The sequence below is a fragment of the Pseudoxanthomonas sp. CCNWLW251 genome (assembly GCF_037402255.1).
Taxonomy (GTDB): domain Bacteria; phylum Pseudomonadota; class Gammaproteobacteria; order Xanthomonadales; family Xanthomonadaceae; genus Pseudoxanthomonas_A.
In genome coordinates, this window is record NZ_JBBEGA010000001.1 from 1,088,057 (window position 1) to 1,104,237 (window position 16,181).

General features: G+C 66.8%; 8 protein-coding genes. 5 read left to right on the forward strand and 3 right to left on the reverse strand.

Annotation, left to right across the window (positions count from 1 at the left end; genetic code table 11):
• Window positions 1–478 precede the first annotated feature (478 nt).
• A complete protein-coding gene (locus WBN46_RS05195; RefSeq protein ID WP_337730580.1) occupies window positions 479–6,268 on the forward strand; it encodes an ESPR-type extended signal peptide-containing protein in 5,790 nt (1,929 codons plus the stop codon).
• A gap of 67 nt (window positions 6,269–6,335) precedes the next feature.
• Here the strand turns inward: WBN46_RS05195 and WBN46_RS05200 are convergent, their stop codons facing one another.
• Together WBN46_RS05200 and gspE are read right to left on the reverse strand one after the other, a co-directional pair.
• Window positions 6,336–6,785 carry a hypothetical protein gene (locus WBN46_RS05200; protein ID WP_337730581.1) on the reverse strand — a complete coding sequence of 150 codons (450 nt, stop codon included), beginning with the start codon at window positions 6,783–6,785 and terminating at the stop codon, window positions 6,336–6,338.
• A gap of 4 nt (window positions 6,786–6,789) precedes the next feature.
• Window positions 6,790–8,502, reverse strand: coding sequence for a type II secretion system ATPase GspE (gspE, locus tag WBN46_RS05205; protein ID WP_337730582.1), 1,713 nt, complete (start codon window positions 8,500–8,502; stop codon window positions 6,790–6,792).
• A gap of 389 nt (window positions 8,503–8,891) precedes the next feature.
• Between gspE and WBN46_RS05210 the strand changes: the two genes are divergently transcribed.
• From WBN46_RS05210 to WBN46_RS05225, 4 genes are all read left to right on the forward strand, one after another.
• Window positions 8,892–9,464 (forward strand): hypothetical protein, encoded by a 573-nt coding sequence (locus WBN46_RS05210; RefSeq protein WP_337730583.1) that lies wholly within the window; start codon window positions 8,892–8,894, stop codon window positions 9,462–9,464.
• Window positions 9,465–9,615: 151 nt separating this feature from the next.
• Complete coding sequence (locus tag WBN46_RS05215) at window positions 9,616–10,206, forward strand: hypothetical protein (RefSeq protein ID WP_337730584.1); 591 nt, start codon at window positions 9,616–9,618, stop codon at window positions 10,204–10,206.
• A 1-nt stretch (window position 10,207) separates the two neighbouring features.
• Window positions 10,208–11,599 (forward strand): hypothetical protein, encoded by a 1,392-nt coding sequence (locus WBN46_RS05220; protein WP_337730585.1) that lies wholly within the window; start codon window positions 10,208–10,210, stop codon window positions 11,597–11,599.
• Window positions 11,600–11,624: 25 nt separating this feature from the next.
• On the forward strand, window positions 11,625–12,197 hold the full coding sequence (locus WBN46_RS05225) for a relaxation protein (RefSeq protein ID WP_337730586.1): 573 nt from the start codon (window positions 11,625–11,627) through the stop codon (window positions 12,195–12,197).
• A 30-nt stretch (window positions 12,198–12,227) separates the two neighbouring features.
• Here WBN46_RS05225 and purL read toward each other — a convergent pair whose 3' ends face one another.
• The gene (gene purL, locus WBN46_RS05230; protein WP_337730587.1) at window positions 12,228–16,124 is read right to left on the reverse strand and encodes a phosphoribosylformylglycinamidine synthase; all 3,897 of its coding nucleotides are present in this window, start codon (window positions 16,122–16,124) and stop codon (window positions 12,228–12,230) included.
• Window positions 16,125–16,181 lie beyond the last annotated feature (57 nt).

The following is a 16,181-nucleotide window of genomic DNA, read 5'->3' on the forward strand; positions in this document are numbered from 1 at the left end:
CCTGCAACGACACTCTTCACGCAGGGAACACGCCGCGTACACATGGCATTAACGCCTTGTTTTCAGCTGTTTCCCCGCGTTGCGTCGAACGTAGCAAATCTCTCGCAAATTGCACAACGCGCATGTAGTGTTCTGACACACGGAGCTGTTTTGCATCATCTCGGATCAGGGGATGGGGAATGCGGGAAGCCTTTACCGATGCGATGTTCTTCTTCGCATCTTCACGTCACTACGTCTCGGCCCACACGCCATTCGCGTTGCATGACGCACGCGAAACGAGGCATGGCCACGCCCGGCCACCGCATCCGCATCTCCTTCTCCCGCTTCCGCAGAACACCTCGTGCAATCCGGCGTCGCGCCTCCCCTGTCGCGCGCCGCGCTGTCTGTTTCCCTGACGTAGTCCACCGTAGAACGCCCGTCGCCGCGGCGTCGGGTGCTGTCGCATTCCCCCGAAAACACAGAATGAAGGACGTGATCCATGAACAGGATTTACAGCAAGGTGTGGAACCCTTCCCTCGGCATGCTGGTGGTGGCATCGGAGTTCGCCCGACGCGCGCATGGCGTCATGTCGTCCGGCGCCCGCGTGCGTGCGCGCCTTGGCGTGACGCTGCTCGCTTCGGCACTGCTCGCGGGCGCGCCGCTCGGCGCGGCATCGGCCCATGACAAGCAGAAGGGCCCGCCGCAGAACGACAAGCCGCAGATCGGAACGGGACCTGCCTACTGTGTGGATGCACGCGGCAATCCGATCAAGGACGGACGCCCCGGCGAGAATGCGGTGTCGTGCGGCGACGGCGTCGATGCGTCCGGGCGCCATGCGGTTGCGGTCGGCTACAAGAGCATTGCCAGCAAGGCAGGAGCGACTGCCGTAGGCGGTTACGCCGAAGCCACGGGCGTGAATGCCACCACCGTCGGGTACGACAGCAGCGCGACCGCGCAAGGCGCGACGGCGCTGGGCAGCCAGAGCAACGCCGCCGGTGCGAATGCGACCGCTGTCGGCACGCAGGCGAACGCGACGGGCGCCGGCGCCAGCGCGGTGGGCACGGGAAGCCAGGCCACCGGTGCGTACGCCGGCGCCTTCGGCAGTTCCTCCACCGCCTCGGGCACGCAGGCCCTGGCGGCCGGCCACACCAGCACCGCCACCGGCATCGCGACCGTCGCGCTCGGCGGCTTCTCCAGTGCCTCGGGCGATTTCGACACGGCTGTCGGTTACGGCGCCGATGCCAGCGGCGGCGACAGCACGGCACTGGGCTCGGGCTCCATCGCAACGGGCTACAACAGCGTCGCAGTCGGCGGCTCACTGCTGGGCTTCCTGCCGACCGAAGCGTCGGGCGATTTCTCCACTGCTGTCGGTGGCGGCGCGTGGGCGCCGGGCACCAATGCGACCGCCATCGGCAACCTCGCCTCTGCAACCGCAGACAACAGCGTGGCGCTGGGTGGCGACTCGGTTGCCGATCGCGAAGACACGGTCTCGGTCGGAAGCGCTGGCAGCGAACGGCAGATCACCAACGTCGCCGCCGGTACCGAGGGCACCGATGCGGTGAACCTGGATCAATTGAACGCGGTCGCCGAGGCATCGGAAAACGCCACGCGCTACTTCAAGGCGAACGGCGCCAACAATGGCACGGACGACGCCACCGCCAATGGCGACCATGCGACAGCGTCCGGCTCGGCGGCACTGGCCGACGGCGTCGGTGCGACCGCGACGGGCTCTGGCGCGTTCGCACTGGCCGACGGAGCGACGGCCACCGGCTTCAACGCGACCGCGACCGGCGAGAACAGCGTCGCCAGCGGTGCGGGCGCGCAGGCATCCGGATCCGGCGCGGTCGCGCTCGGCGGACAGCGTCAGTTGTTCGACGAGAACGGCGAGCCGCTGCTCGATGAAGACGGCAATCCGGTCTACGCCAGCACGGAGGCGACGGCGGACGATGCGACGGCCCTGGGTGCCGGCGCGGTCGCCAGCGACATCGGGGCGACGGCGACGGGCGCAGGCGCGAATGCGTCCGGTGCGTATTCCTCCGCGCTCGGTACCGAGGCTGCTGCATCGGGCATCCAGGCGACGGCCGTCGGCTTCCGCAGCGATGCTTCGGACGATGCCGCCTCTGCCATCGGCAGCTACAGCAGTGCCTCCAACTTCGGTGCCTCCGCGTTCGGCTACGGTGCCGAGGCCAGCGGCAACAGCGCTACCGCGCTCGGTTTCGGTGCCGTGGCGAGCAACTGGGATGCGACGGCGCTCGGATCGAATTCGATCGCCAGTGGCGACAACAGCGTGGCGGTCGGTGGTGCATTCTTCGGCCTCATTCCGACCGAAGCCTCGGGCGACTACTCCGTCGCCGTCGGCGGCGGCGCGTATACCCCGGGCTTCAATGCCGTCGCGCTGGGCAACCTGGCCACCGCCGAAGCCGACAACAGCGTGGCCATCGGTGGCGACTCCGTGGCCGACCGCGAGGACACGGTCTCCATTGGCAGTGCCGGCAGCGAACGGCAGATCACCAACGTCGCCGCCGGTACCGAAGGCACCGATGCGGTCAATCTGGATCAGTTGAACGCCGTCGCCGAGGCATCGGAGGACGCCACCCGCTACTTCAAGGCCAATGGCGAAGGCGATGGCAGCGACGATGCGACCGCCAATGGCGACTACGCGACGGCATCGGGCTCGGCGGCCTTTGCCGACGGTGCCGGTGCGACGGCGACGGGTTCCGGCGCGTTCGCCCTGGCCGACGGTGCGACGGCGACCGGCTTCAACGCCACCGCCACCGGCAGCAACAGCCTCGCCAACGGCAGCAGCGCCGAAGCCAGTGGCGAATCCAGCATTGCCGTCGGCGGACAGGTGGATGCGTTCGATGCCGACGGCAATCCGATCACCGTCAACACCGTGGCGTCCGGCCTCGGCGCGACGGCAGTGGGCTCCGGCAGCCTGGCATCGGCCCTCGGCAGCTCGTCGTTCGGCGTACTCAGCGAAGCGAGTGGCGAAGCCAGTTCCGCGTTCGGCTACGGCAGCACGGCCACGGGTTCATACGCCTCCAGCTTCGGCCATGCGAGCGGTGCGACCGGGGACTACAGCGTGGCCGTCGGCGGCCCGGCAGACCTGCTTCCCGGGTTCGGTTTCCTCGTCTATACGCAGGCGAGCGGCTTCAGCGCAGCGGCGTTCGGTTCCGGTGCGATCGCGGCGGGCGACTACAGCCTGGCCGCCGGCAGCCTGTCGGAAGCCTCCGGCCTGGAGAGCACCGCGGCAGGCTTCTTCTCGTACGCGCCCGGCGATTACGCCACGGCGCTGGGCGCGGAGTCGTGGGCCAGCGGCGACAGCAGCACGGCGGTCGGCTTCTACAGCACCGCGCTGGGCGACAACAGCGTGGCGCTCGGCGCCAACTCGGTGGCGGATCGCGACAACACGGTGTCGGTGGGTGACGTGGGCAGCGAACGCCAGATCACCAACGTGGCGGCCGGTACCGAAGGCACCGACGCTGTCAATGTCGACCAATTGACCGCAGTCGCCGAGGCCTCCGAAGAGGCCACGCGCTATTTCAAGGCGAACGGCGCCAATGACGGCACCGACGATGCCACCGCCAATGGCGACTACGCGACCGCCTCCGGTTCTGCCGCGCTGGCGGACGGCGTGGGTGCAACCGCTACCGGCTCCGGTGCGTTCGCGCTCGCCGATGGCGCCACTGCCACAGGCTTCAACGCCACCGCCACCGGCGTGAACAGCGTTGCCAACGGTGCCGGCGCACAGGCGGCAGGTGCTGGGTCGGTTGCGATCGGCGGACAACGCCAGCTGTTCGACGAGAACGGCGACCCGCTGCTCGATGAAGAGGGCAATCCTGTCTACGCCAGCACGGAAGCGACGGCGGAGGACGCCACCGCGCTCGGCGCCGGCGCCATCGCCAGCGAAGCCGGTGCAACGGCTACCGGTGCAGGTGCGAACGCATCCGGGGCCTATTCCACCGCCTCGGGCACGGAAGCCAGCGCATCCAACACGCAGGCCACCGCGGTGGGCTTCCGCAGCGATGCGTCCGGTCTCGCTTCCACCACCATGGGCGGCTACAGCAGCGCAGGCGGCGATTTCGCCTCGGCATTCGGCTACGGCGCCGACGCGGCGGGCAGCGGCGCGACTGCGGTGGGCGAAGGCGCGAGTGCCGGCGGCGAGGAAAGCACGGCCGTCGGCGGCACCACGTTCTTCGGATTGATCAACACGCGCGCAAGCGGCACCGGCGGTTCCGCCTTCGGCAACGGGGCGTGGGCCACGGGCGAGTACAGCACCGCGATCGGCCACAACAGTTACGCCGATGGTGACGACAGCGTGGCGCTGGGCGTGAACTCGGTCGCGGGCGCGACCAACAGCGTGGCGATCGGCGCCAATTCGTGGAATGACCGCGACGACACGGTGTCGGTGGGCGATGTCGGGGCGGAACGCCAGATCACCAACGTGGCCGCAGGTACCGAAGGCACCGATGCGGTGAACCTGGACCAGCTCAACGCCCTCGCCGATGCATCGGAAAATGCCACGCGCTACTTCAAGGCCAATGGCGCAGGCGACGGCAGCGATGACGCCAACGCGAGCGGCGACTACGCGACGGCATCGGGTTCGGCGGCGCTGGCCGACGGTGTCGGCGCGACCGCCACGGGTTCGGGCGCCTTCGCGCTCGCGAACGGCGCAACGGCCAGCGGCTTCAATGCCACCGCCACCGGCGAGAACAGCATCGCCAACGGCGCGGGTGCGCAGGCGACGGGCGCCGGTGCGGTCGCACTGGGCGGACAGCGCCAGCTGTTCGACGACAACGGCGATCCCCTGCTCGATGAAGACGGCAATCCTGTCTACGCGAGCACCGAGGCGACGGCGGATGACGCCACGGCGGTGGGAGCAGGCGCGGTGGCCGGCGACACCGGCGCGACCGCGACCGGCGCGGGCGCCACGGCGTCGGGCGCCTATGCCACCGCAACCGGCACGGAAAGCGCCGCGTCGGGCCTGCAGGCCACTGCGAGCGGTTTCCGCAGCGATGCGTCGGGTGACGCCGCCACCGCCGTCGGTGGATACAGCAGCGCGTCCGATTTCGGTGCATCCGCGTTCGGGTATGGCGCCGAGGCCGGCAGCGACAGCGCCACCGCGCTGGGCTTCGCCGCCACCGCCAGCAACTTCGACGCGACAGCAGTAGGCTCTCGCGCCATCGCCAGCGGCGACAACAGTGTGGCGGTGGGTGGCGCATTCTTCGGCGCGCTGGCGACGGAAGCCTCGGGTGATTACTCCGTTGCCGTCGGCGGCGGTGCGTACACGCCAGGATTCAATGCCGTCGCGCTGGGCAACCTGGCAACGGCAGAAGCCGACAACAGCGTCGCCATCGGCGGCGATTCGGTGGCCGACCGCGAGGACACCGTCTCGGTCGGCAGCGCCGGCAGCGAGCGGCAGATCACCAACGTCGCGGCCGGCACCCAGGCCACCGATGCCGTGAACCTGTCGCAGCTGAGTTTCGTCGCCAGTGCATTGGGCGGCGGCGCCGGCTTCTCCGGCGGCGTGTTCATCGCGCCGAGCTACACGATCCAGGGCACGTCGTACAACAATGTGGGCGCGGCATTCACCGCCGTCGACGCCAAGCTCAACGAGTTGTACGGGATGTACAGCGGATCGAGTAGCGGCACCACGGCATCCACCCGTGCGGCGCCGCCGACGCAGGCCAGCCAGGGCCAGGTCGCCGGCGAAACGGCGTCCGCGCCGAGCACCGGCGGGACCGCGTCGACGCCGACACGCGGCACGGCGACGACCACGGATGCCGTCGGCAGCGGCGCCGTGGCCAGTGGCCAACCTGCGGTCGCGGCACCGACCGACGCCACCGCGGCAGCGGACGTGCCGGCAGCGGCCGCGTCCTACGCCGATGCGGGCGATGCCAACACGCTCAGCAGCGCACAGTCCTATACGGATCAATCCTCGGCGAGCACGTTGGCCAGCGCGAAAGCGTATGCGGACTTCCAGGTCAAGGCGCTGGAGGACGACTTCAATGCTTTCCGTGGTGACGTGGACCGCCGCTTCTCCGAGCAGGATCGCAGGCTCGACAGGATGGGTGCGATGAGCTCGGCGATGTTGAACATGGCGATCAATGCAGCGGGCAGCCGCAGCCCGCGCGGCCGCGTGGCCGTGGGCGCGGGCTGGCAGAACGGCGAGAACGCGCTGTCGGTGGGCTATTCCAAACCCATCGGCGAGCGTGCGTCCTTCAGCATCGGCGGCGCATTCAGCGGTGACGAGAAGTCGGCCGGCGTGGGTTTCGGTATCGACCTGTAAGTTCCGTTTGCGCAACAGACAAGGGCCCGGCATTGCCGGGCCCTTGTTCCCTGCCGGAAGCCCGGACTCAGTCGCAGGCCATGCGGCCGGCCGGCAGGACGCGGGGATTGCCCAGCGCGAAATGCTTTACCGGCTGTTCCCACATCTCGAAGGAAGAAATGCCCGGGGTAACGCCGCAGCTGCTGGCGTAGGTGAACTGCTCTCCGTCCATCGAGACGTAAAGATCGAACTTGATCGCCACCGGCAACGTGCTGCTGACCATCAGGGTGGTCTGTGCAGCGTCGCCACTGCGCGCGGCGCGCAGGTTACCCGGTTCACCGCCGGCCGGCGCGGACGCCGTGACCTTGCCGTCGACGATCTCGACCTGCAGCGCCAGCGACGGCGATGCCGTGCCGACCGCGAAGCCGGCCGGGAGCTCGCCCCGCGCCAGCGTCTTCGGCGCGGCCTTGCCGGCCGACGCGACGGCCGGTATCGCGCACATCGCCACGACCAGGCAGCCCGCACGCATCCTGTTCATCGCCTCAGCCCTCCTCGGTCACGCGCAGCACTTCCTCGATGGTCGTCTCGCCGGCAAGCGCCTTGACGATGCCGTCCTCGTACATGGTGCGCATGCCCGAGTCGCGCGCGAGCTGTTCCAGTTCGCCCATCCCGGCGTGGCGCATGATGGCGCGGCGGATTTCGTCGTTCATCACCAGGAACTCGACGATGGTGGTGCGTCCCAGGTAACCGGTCGGCGCGATGGCCGAACCGCGCGGGCGATACAGGTAGATCTCGCCATGCGGCTGGAAGCGGCGCAGGGCGAATTTCTCGATTTCCTCGGGCGATGCGGGGTACCGCTCCGCATGCGTGGGCTCCAGCCGCCGCACCAGCCGCTGGGCCAGGATGCCGTTGACCGTGGAGGTCATCAGATAGTCCTCCACGCCCATGTCCAGCATGCGGGTGATGCCGCCGGCCGCATTGTTGGTGTGCAGCGTGCTGAGCACTAGGTGGCCGGTCAGCGCGGATTGGATGGCGATGCGCGCGGTTTCAAGATCGCGCATTTCGCCGATCATGATGATGTCCGGGTCCTGGCGCACGATGCTGCGCAGCGCATGCGCGAAATCCAGACCGATCTGCGGCTTGGCCTGGATCTGGTTGATGCCTTCGATCTGGTACTCGACCGGGTCCTCGACCGTGATGATCTTGACGTCCGGTGTGTTGAGCCTGCTCAGCGCGGTGTACAGCGTGGTGGTCTTGCCCGAGCCGGTCGGACCGGTGACCAGCAGGATGCCGTGGGGTTGTTCCAGCACCTTCTGGAACTGCGGCAGGAACGCATCGGTGAAGCCCAGCTTCTTGAAGTCGAACACCACCGTCTCGCGGTCCAGCAGGCGCATCACCACGCTTTCGCCGTGCGCGGTGGGCATGGTGCTGACGCGAAGGTCCAGTTCCTTGCCCTGCACGCGCAGCATGATGCGCCCGTCCTGCGGCAGGCGGCGCTCGGCGATGTTGAGCTTGGCCATGATCTTGACGCGGCTGATGACCGCCGCAGTCAGGTTGGCGGGCGGGCTTTCGCCTTCCTCCAGCACGCCGTCGATGCGGTAGCGCACCTTCAGGCGGTTCTCGAACGGTTCGATGTGGATGTCCGACGCGCGCAGCTCGACCGCACGCTGGATGACTAGGTTGACCAGGCGGATGACCGGCGCCTCGGAAGCGAGGTCGCGCAGGTGCTCGACATCGTCCAGATCGGCCGTGGTTTCGCCATCCGCGTTCTCAACGATGGCGCCCATCGCGCTGCGGCCCTGCCCGTAGTAACGCTCGATCAGGTCGCTGATCTCCGAGCGCAGCGCCACGCGGGGCCGCACTGCGCGGCCGGTCGCCAGGCGCACCGCTTCCAGCGCGTAGCGGTCCTGCGGATCGGCCATCAGCAGATCGACGTGGGCCTCGTCCTCGCCCACCGGGCAGACATGGAACTGCTTGAGGAAACGCTGCGAGAGCACCACCGATTCCGGCGGCGCGTCCGGCGCATCCTTCGCCGCGACCAGGGGAAGCTCCAGCACCTCGGCGGCGGTCTCGGCATGGTCGCGCTCGGAGACCAGTCCCAGCCGCGACAGCAGCGCCAGCAGATCGCCACCGGTCTCGTCCTGCAGCCGGCGGGCACGCGCCAGGTCGGCCTCCTTCAGGCGTCCGCGCGCCAGCAGGGCCGCGACGATGCGCTCGTCGTCGGAAAGCGAGGGGTCGGACACGACTGCGTTCACGGGGGCCTCCTTGAAGGTCCGGACTTTATCAGGTCCGGGCGGGAGGGATTGTCGAGCCACGCGACGCGTGGCGCGTGGGGAACTTTTCGAGGCAGCCCCGTGCTCCTTGGAGAGGATTACTACACCCGCTGTCGCTTGCGAGGATGCCGTCACGCCGCAACCCCAAGACGTCCCGTGCATGGATGGACGCTGCACACGCAATCGTGGGACATTCCGCGAGAATGTTAATGGCACGCACTGATATGCATCTGATACAAACGCCAAGCAGTCGCATGGAACATCGCACGTAGCAAGAGCCTCATTGCATGGCCGCCAGGACCGCTTACTCACCCAACAAATTATGGCGACTCTCATCCCCTGACATGGTATCCACTGGCCAAGGAGGCCTTATGTCGCATCTTCGCTTCGCACTTCTTGTTTCCGCTCTTCTTCCCGCCGCATCGGCAATCGCAGACAGCGCAATGCAGGGAGAAAATCTGCTTCAGGCGTTGCCACACGGCTACAAGATCGGTTACCAGACGCGCCAAGGCCAGATGAGCATGAGCGAAATGGTGCCATCGGATGAATCCGTCGAAAGCTGGACCAGCATGGTCACCACCCAGGTCTTCCACGGGGCACGGATCCCGGCGGACGCCTTCCAGCAACGGCTTGCAGCCAACCTTTCCGGTGCCTGCTCCAGCGCGAACGCTGTCAAGATCGATGCGGGGGAGGAAGATGGATACACGTATGCGTTATGGCAGCACGTCTGCCCGTTGAATCCTGCAACCGGCAAGCCGGAACACTTCTGGTCGAAGACCATCGAAGGCAACGATGCCTTCTATTCCGTCCAGTTCGCATTCCGGCACGCGCCGTCGGAGCGTGACACCAACCTGGCGCTCCGGCATCTTGCGGGAGTCCGTCTGTGCGACTCGCGCATTCGTGGCAGAGATTGCCCGAACGTACGCCCGGTACACCAGGATTGAACTTGCCAGGCTCTTTCTGCCTGCATGTGTTGTCAGGTTCACGAGCCAGGCCCGTCCTACCTTGGCGCTTGTGCCAAGGTTGTCTCTGCACAAGCAACACCGGGTGTTCGAGTAGTTTCCGAAACGGCAACCCATTACAAGGAAGCAATCCGTGAGTCGCCGATTCCTGCCTTACTGCCCGATCCTCGCATCCCTCCTGATCGCGGGATGCTGGAGCGCAAGCAAATTCGAACCACCCGTCGCGAAGACCAACCCGAATCCCACTCAGCGCTACGAGATCACGGTGGAATTGGTCGATCCACCGGCCGACGTCAAGAACATCTCCGGTATTGCCTATTTCAGTATTCCTGATGTCACCTGCATGCCTACGCCGGACCGTATCGCCGGATATGCCCCTGGTTCCCGCTACGAGAAGAGGTTCTCTCTCGTTTCGACCGGAAACAACACCTACAACGGCCACGTCTTTCTCGATTGGCCCATCGACGAGGACTATTACGGGCTTGGGCTATGCAAGTGGAAGTTCGCTTATGCAAGTGCAATTGTCGCGCGCGGAAACACCTTTCACCAGAGTACCCGACTGAGTCTCGCTGAACTCAATGGCGAGGAGGAAACTGTTGGCTATTGCAGAACATTGATGCGCGACAAATACGACTTCACTTGTTTCACTCCATTCGATGAAGAACTTATCCAGGAACTGGATCCCATCTCATACAAGATGAAGATATCTTCAAGGAAGGACTGACATGTCAACGCTCACGGAATCGCATGCGAGGTTGTCAGAAAAATCGTACTCGCCCCATGGTGATCGGATCGACATCGAGGCTTTCGAACTGGTCAAAGAAGTTGGCACCTCGTCCGGTTATCACGGAGTGATCTATCGAAATGTTAAGACAGGAGATTACGTCGTATCCCACACCGGCACCGAGTTCGATACCGACAAGCTCCGCGACGGATTGCTGACCGACGCCCAGATGGCCTTGCTGAAAGTAAACCAGCAACTGGATGACGCCCGGGACCTGGTGGAGCTTGCCATCGAGATGGCCAAGCGGGACGGCACCAAGGTCACTGTCACCGGGCATTCATTGGGTGGATTCCATACCCAGGTCACTTGCCACGAGTACGGTCTGCGTGGCGAGACCTTCAATGCGTACGGCGCGGCAGGCCTGTATGGCGTCCCCGACGGCGGAACCCAGGTGATCAACCATGTCCGCGCCACCGACATGGTGGGCGCGGCCAACCGGCATTTGGGCGAAGTACGTGTCTACGCCACGCAGCAGGATGTCGACGTACTGCTCAAGCAGGGCCCCGTACCCAGCCAGCAGAACCGATGGGAACTCATCGGCGATCTGCGCACACTCGGCCCGGACGAGACCCACGGTGCAGTGCAGTTCCACGGCGACCACCGCACCGCCGAGCAACTGGCCGTCTACGGCCCGAACTCGCTTATCAATCACGAAAGCCAGGTGCTCTACCAGCAGCACAAGCCCGAGTTCGACGCCTATCGGGAGAGCATACGCTCGGCCGCAGAGGACGTGGCGCTGGCTACGAAGCTTACCGGTGCAGGCGTCGTCTACACATCCGCGATCGGCTCACAATACGCGATGCACAAGGTGCGGCACGGCCTGATGGGCAACGAAGTTCACGACGAACTGAGGGAGCTTCGCTTGGCGGCGCAACGCGCGACGGAGGAGAAGAATCGCGACTTGGTGCCGCCGGATCGACCGTTGATCTATCCAAATGGTGCCGGCAGCCCCTTGGAGCAGATCGACGGGCGGATACAGGATCTTCGCCGCGCACCCACGCTGGAAGACAGCCAGTGCAAGCCGGAGCGCGGCAGTGGCTGGCCCTCGCGGCCCGCCGGCGATTCCACACCGTCGCCGGTCTCGCTGCGCGATGATCCCCTCGCCTACATCGACAGCATGGTGGCCGCCTACGATGCCGGCGACCAAGGCGCCTTCCGCCGGATGACCCAGGCTGCGGCCAACGATCCTCATGCGAGGCTGGTGAGCGCGACTGCGACGGCGCAGGTGGATGCCGAAGAGCGGCAGCAGGCGCTGCTGGCACAGGTCGCCGAACAACAGAGTGCGGAGCAGAGGCAGGTCGCGGTGTCGGCCGGCATCGCACGCACGATCTGACTATACCGTTGCCAAGGAAAGCACGATGGACACCGACCGGATCACCGACCTCGTCGCCAGTGTGTCAGCCCTCATGGAGCGGTTCGAGCGCCGCACGCAGCAGATCGAGGGCAGCTTGCAGGCTGCGCACCGGCAGTTCCAGGACCTCTCGCAACAATTGCCTGAAACGCTCCACCGGGCTGCCGACGCGGAAATGAGGCATCTGCGGGACAGTGTCGTGGGCACCGTCGACGTAAGCCTCGGACAATCCATCTCGACCTATCAGACACGCCTGGAGACGTCCGGACAAGATGTAAGGCAAGCCTCGCATGCGCTGGCGGCGCAAATCCACGCCGCGCGTACCCTCTACCGACATCTGCTATGGAAGGTAGTCGGCGTCTGTCTCACCAGTCTCGTCCTGATCGTCCTGGGCGGCGGCTGGCTTTCCAACCACTATTACAACGAAATCCGCCGACACCAACTATCGGCGGAATTGCTGAAAGCCTACGACGCCGCGGACGTGACCCTGTGCGGTGGCAGATTGTGCGCCAACGTCGACCCCAAGGGCGACGAGTTCGGCGAGGAAGGACAGTACCGTCCTGTCCGGAATCGCCCGTAGGCGCTCCTACCCGGAATCGTCGGAAAGCGCCTACCCCACCCACACCCGCGCATTGCGGAACATGCGCAGCCACGGCGAATCTTCCGGCCAGTCGGCCGGATGCCAGCTGTGGTTGGCGCTGCGCGGAGTGCGTTCCGGGTGCGGCATCAGGATGGTGGCGCGACCGTCGTCACTGGTCAGGCCGGTGATGCCGTCGGGCGAACCGTTCGGATTCTGCGGATACGACGCAGCCGCCTGGCCATCGCCATCGATGAAGCGCAACGCGACGCGGACCGCGCCCTGGTCGGCCGCACTGGCGAAGTCCGCGCGCCCTTCGCCGTGCGCGACCGCGACCGGGATGCGCGAGCCGGCCATGCCACGGAAGAACACCGACGGCGATTCCACTACTTCGAGCAACGACACCCGCGCCTCGAACTGTTCGCTGCGGTTGCGCAGGAAGCGGGGCCAGTGCGTCGCACCAGGGATGATGTCCTTCAACTGGCTCATCATCTGGCAACCATTGCAGACGCCCAGCGAGAACGTGTTGTCGCGCGCGAAGAACGCCGCGAACGCATCACGCAGCGCGCTGCGCTCGAGGATCGAGGTCGCCCAGCCGCGTCCGGCGCCCAGTACGTCGCCGTAGCTGAAACCGCCGCACGCCGCGATGCCGCTGAAAGCATCCAGCGCCACGCGACCGCTGATCAGGTCGCTCATGTGCACGTCGAACGCATCGAAACCGGCACGGGTGAAGGCCGACGCCATTTCGATCTGGCCATTGACACCCTGCTCGCGCAGGATCGCGACCTTCGGGCGTTTGCCCGTGGCGATGAACGGCGCAGCGACATCGTCGCCCGCATCGAACGACAGCTTCGGTTTCAGCCCGGCGCGGCCGAACTGGCGCGTGGTCTCGCGCTCCTCATCGGCCGTCTCCGGGTTGTCGCGCAGCTTCTGCATCGCGTGCGTCACCGACCACCAGGCATCGAACAGCTCTTCCCAGCGCCACTCGGCCAGCACGTCACCCTCCTGCTGCACGCGCACCACGGCGGCGGTCGTCGGGCGCGCGATGCGCTGCGCGCACTCCGTCAGCGCATGGTGTTCGATCAGGTCGGCGAAGGCGGCACGGTCCTCGTCGGCCACCTGCACCACCGCGCCCAGTTCCTCGGCGAACAGCGTGCGGAAGGCATCGTCGCCCCAGCCGTCCAGGTTGATGTCCAGGCCACGATGCGAGGCGAATGCCATCTCGCACAACGCGGCGAAGGCGCCGCCGTCGCTGCGGTCGTGGTAGGCCAGCAGCAGCCCGGCTTCGCGTGCGTCGGCGATCAGATGGAAGAAATCGCGCAGGCGTTGCGGGTCGTCGAGATCGGGCACGCTTTCGTCGCGGCCGTCGCCGGCGAACGCTGGCCACGCACCCTCGCCACCGGACTGAGGATAGACCTGCGCCAGCACGGAACCGCCAAGGCGTTTCTTGCCCGCACCCAGGCCGATCAGCCACAGCTCGCTGTCGTCTTCGCGCGACAGCAGCGGCGTCAGTTGCTGGCGCACGTCGGTGACCGGCGCGAACGCACTGATGATCAGCGACACCGGCGATACGGATTTCTGTGCCTGGCCATCGCTGTGCCACTGCGCCTGCATCGACAGCGAGTCCTTGCCCACCGGGATACTGATGTCCAGGTCCGGGCACAGCTCCATGCCCACGGCCTTCACCGCATCGAACAGCAGCGCGTCCTCGCCGGGATGGCCGGCGGCGGCCATCCAGTTGGCCGACAGCTTCACGCGATGCAGCGATTCCACCGGCGCGGCGCACAGGTTGGTGATGGCCTCGCCCACCGCCATGCGGGCGGCGGCAGCGGCATCGAGCAGGGCCAGCGGCGTGCGTTCGCCGATGGCCATCGCTTCGCCGACGAAGCCTTCATAGCCGCTCAGCGTGATGGCGCAATCGGCCACCGGCATCTGCCACGGGCCGACCAGCTGGTCGCGTGCGGTCAGACCGCCGACGCTGCGGTCGCCGATGGTGATCAGGAACTGCTTGGAGGCGACCGTCGGATGCGCGAGCACGCGCAGGCCCGCTTCGCGCAGGTCCAGCGACGCGGTCTGCAACGACGGCCACTTGGGGGCTTCCGGATAGCCGGTGTCGCGATGCATCTTCGGCGCCTTGCCGAATAGCACGTCCATCGGCAGGTCGATCGGGGCGTCCGCCGGGATGTTGCCTGGCGTGGCACCGTAAGCGACCACCAGATGTTCTTCCTTCGTGGCCACGCCCACGGCAGCGAACGGACAGCGCTCGCGCTCGCAGATCGCCGCGAACTCGGCCAGCCGCGCCTGCGGCACGCCGAGTACGTAGCGCTCCTGCGACTCGTTGCACCACAACTGCATCGGCGACAGCGAGGGATCGTCGCTGGGCACCTTGGCCAGGTCGATCACGCCGCCCACACCGGAGTCGTGCAGCAGTTCCGGGATGGCGTTGGACAGACCGCCCGCGCCGACGTCGTGGAACCACAGGATCGGGTTGTCCTCGCCCATCGCCACGCAACGGTCGATGACTTCCTGGCAGCGACGCTCCATTTCCGGGTTGTCGCGCTGCACGCTGGCGAAATCGAGTTCCTCGGCGCTTTCGCCCGACGCGACCGAACTGGCGGCACCGCCGCCCAGGCCGATCAGCATCGCCGGGCCGCCGAGCACGATGACGGCATCGCCAGACGAGAGCGTCCGCTTCTCCACCTGGATGCGGTCGATCGCGCCCAGGCCGCCGGCCAGCATGATCGGCTTGTCATAGGCGCGCGTCAGGCCCGCGCCTTCCGGCAATTCGAAGCTGCGGAAGTAGCCGAGCAGGTTCGGCCGGCCGAATTCGTTGTTGAACGCGGCGCCACCCAACGGGCCGTCGAGCATGATGTCCAGCGCTGGCGCCATGCGCGGATTCAGCGCGCGCGTCGCTTCCCACGGCTGAGGCAGCGTGGGGATGCGCAGGTGTGACACCGAGAAGCCGGTCAGGCCGGCCTTGGGCTTGCCACCGCGGCCGGTCGCGCCTTCGTCACGGATCTCACCGCCGGCACCGGTGCTGGCACCGGGGAACGGCGCGATCGCGGTCGGGTGGTTGTGCGTTTCGACCTTGATGCAGAAGGCCGAATCCAGCGTCGCCTCGAGGCGGTACTGGCCGCTTCCGTCCGGACGGAAGCGCGCCGCCGGATAGCCTTCGACCACCGCCGCGTTGTCGCTGTACGCACTGAGCGTATGCTCAGGTGTCTGCGCGTGAGTGTGCTTGATCATCCGGAACAGCGAGCGGTCCTGGTCCTTGCCGTCGATGGTCCAGCTGGCGTTGAAGATCTTGTGCCGGCAGTGCTCGGAGTTCGCCTGCGCGAACATCATCAGTTCGATGTCCGAGGGGTCGCGGCCGAGTTCGGTGTAGCGTGTGCGCAGGTAGTCGATCTCGTCGTCCGCCAGCGCCAGGCCCAGGCGGGTGTTGGCCGCTTCCAGCTGCGCCAGCGGGATGCGCTCCAGTTCGCCGCGCGCGGGCGCGGTGAACAAGGCCTGCGCCTGGTCGCGGGTGGTCAGCAGGGACTGCGTCATCGGGTCGTGCAACGCCTTGGCCAGCGCCGGCTGGCCGTCGTCCCAGCCTTCAAGATCGATGCGCAAGCCGCGCTCGACGCGCTTCACCGGCTGGCCGGCGCCGCGCAGCAGTTCGGTGGCCTTGCTGGCCCACGGCGACAGCGTGCCCAAGCGCGGGGTGACGAAGCGCGAGACCGCGCCATCGGCCAGCGCCGCCGCCTCGTCACCCGCCTGCAGGATGCGGCGCAACGTGGCCAGATCGGGCGTCGCGCCCGCCTCCGGCTCGATGAAATAGACATGCCAGGCACCGCAGATGCGGACACCGGAGGCCATCGACTGGAGCTTGGATTCGAGCCGCGCGCGGCGGAAGTGCGACAAGGCCGGTTGGCCTTCGAGGACGATCATGTCCGGAACCGTGGGGGCGTAGCCGTCAGGACGGGGCCCGCTATTGTAGCGAAGCCG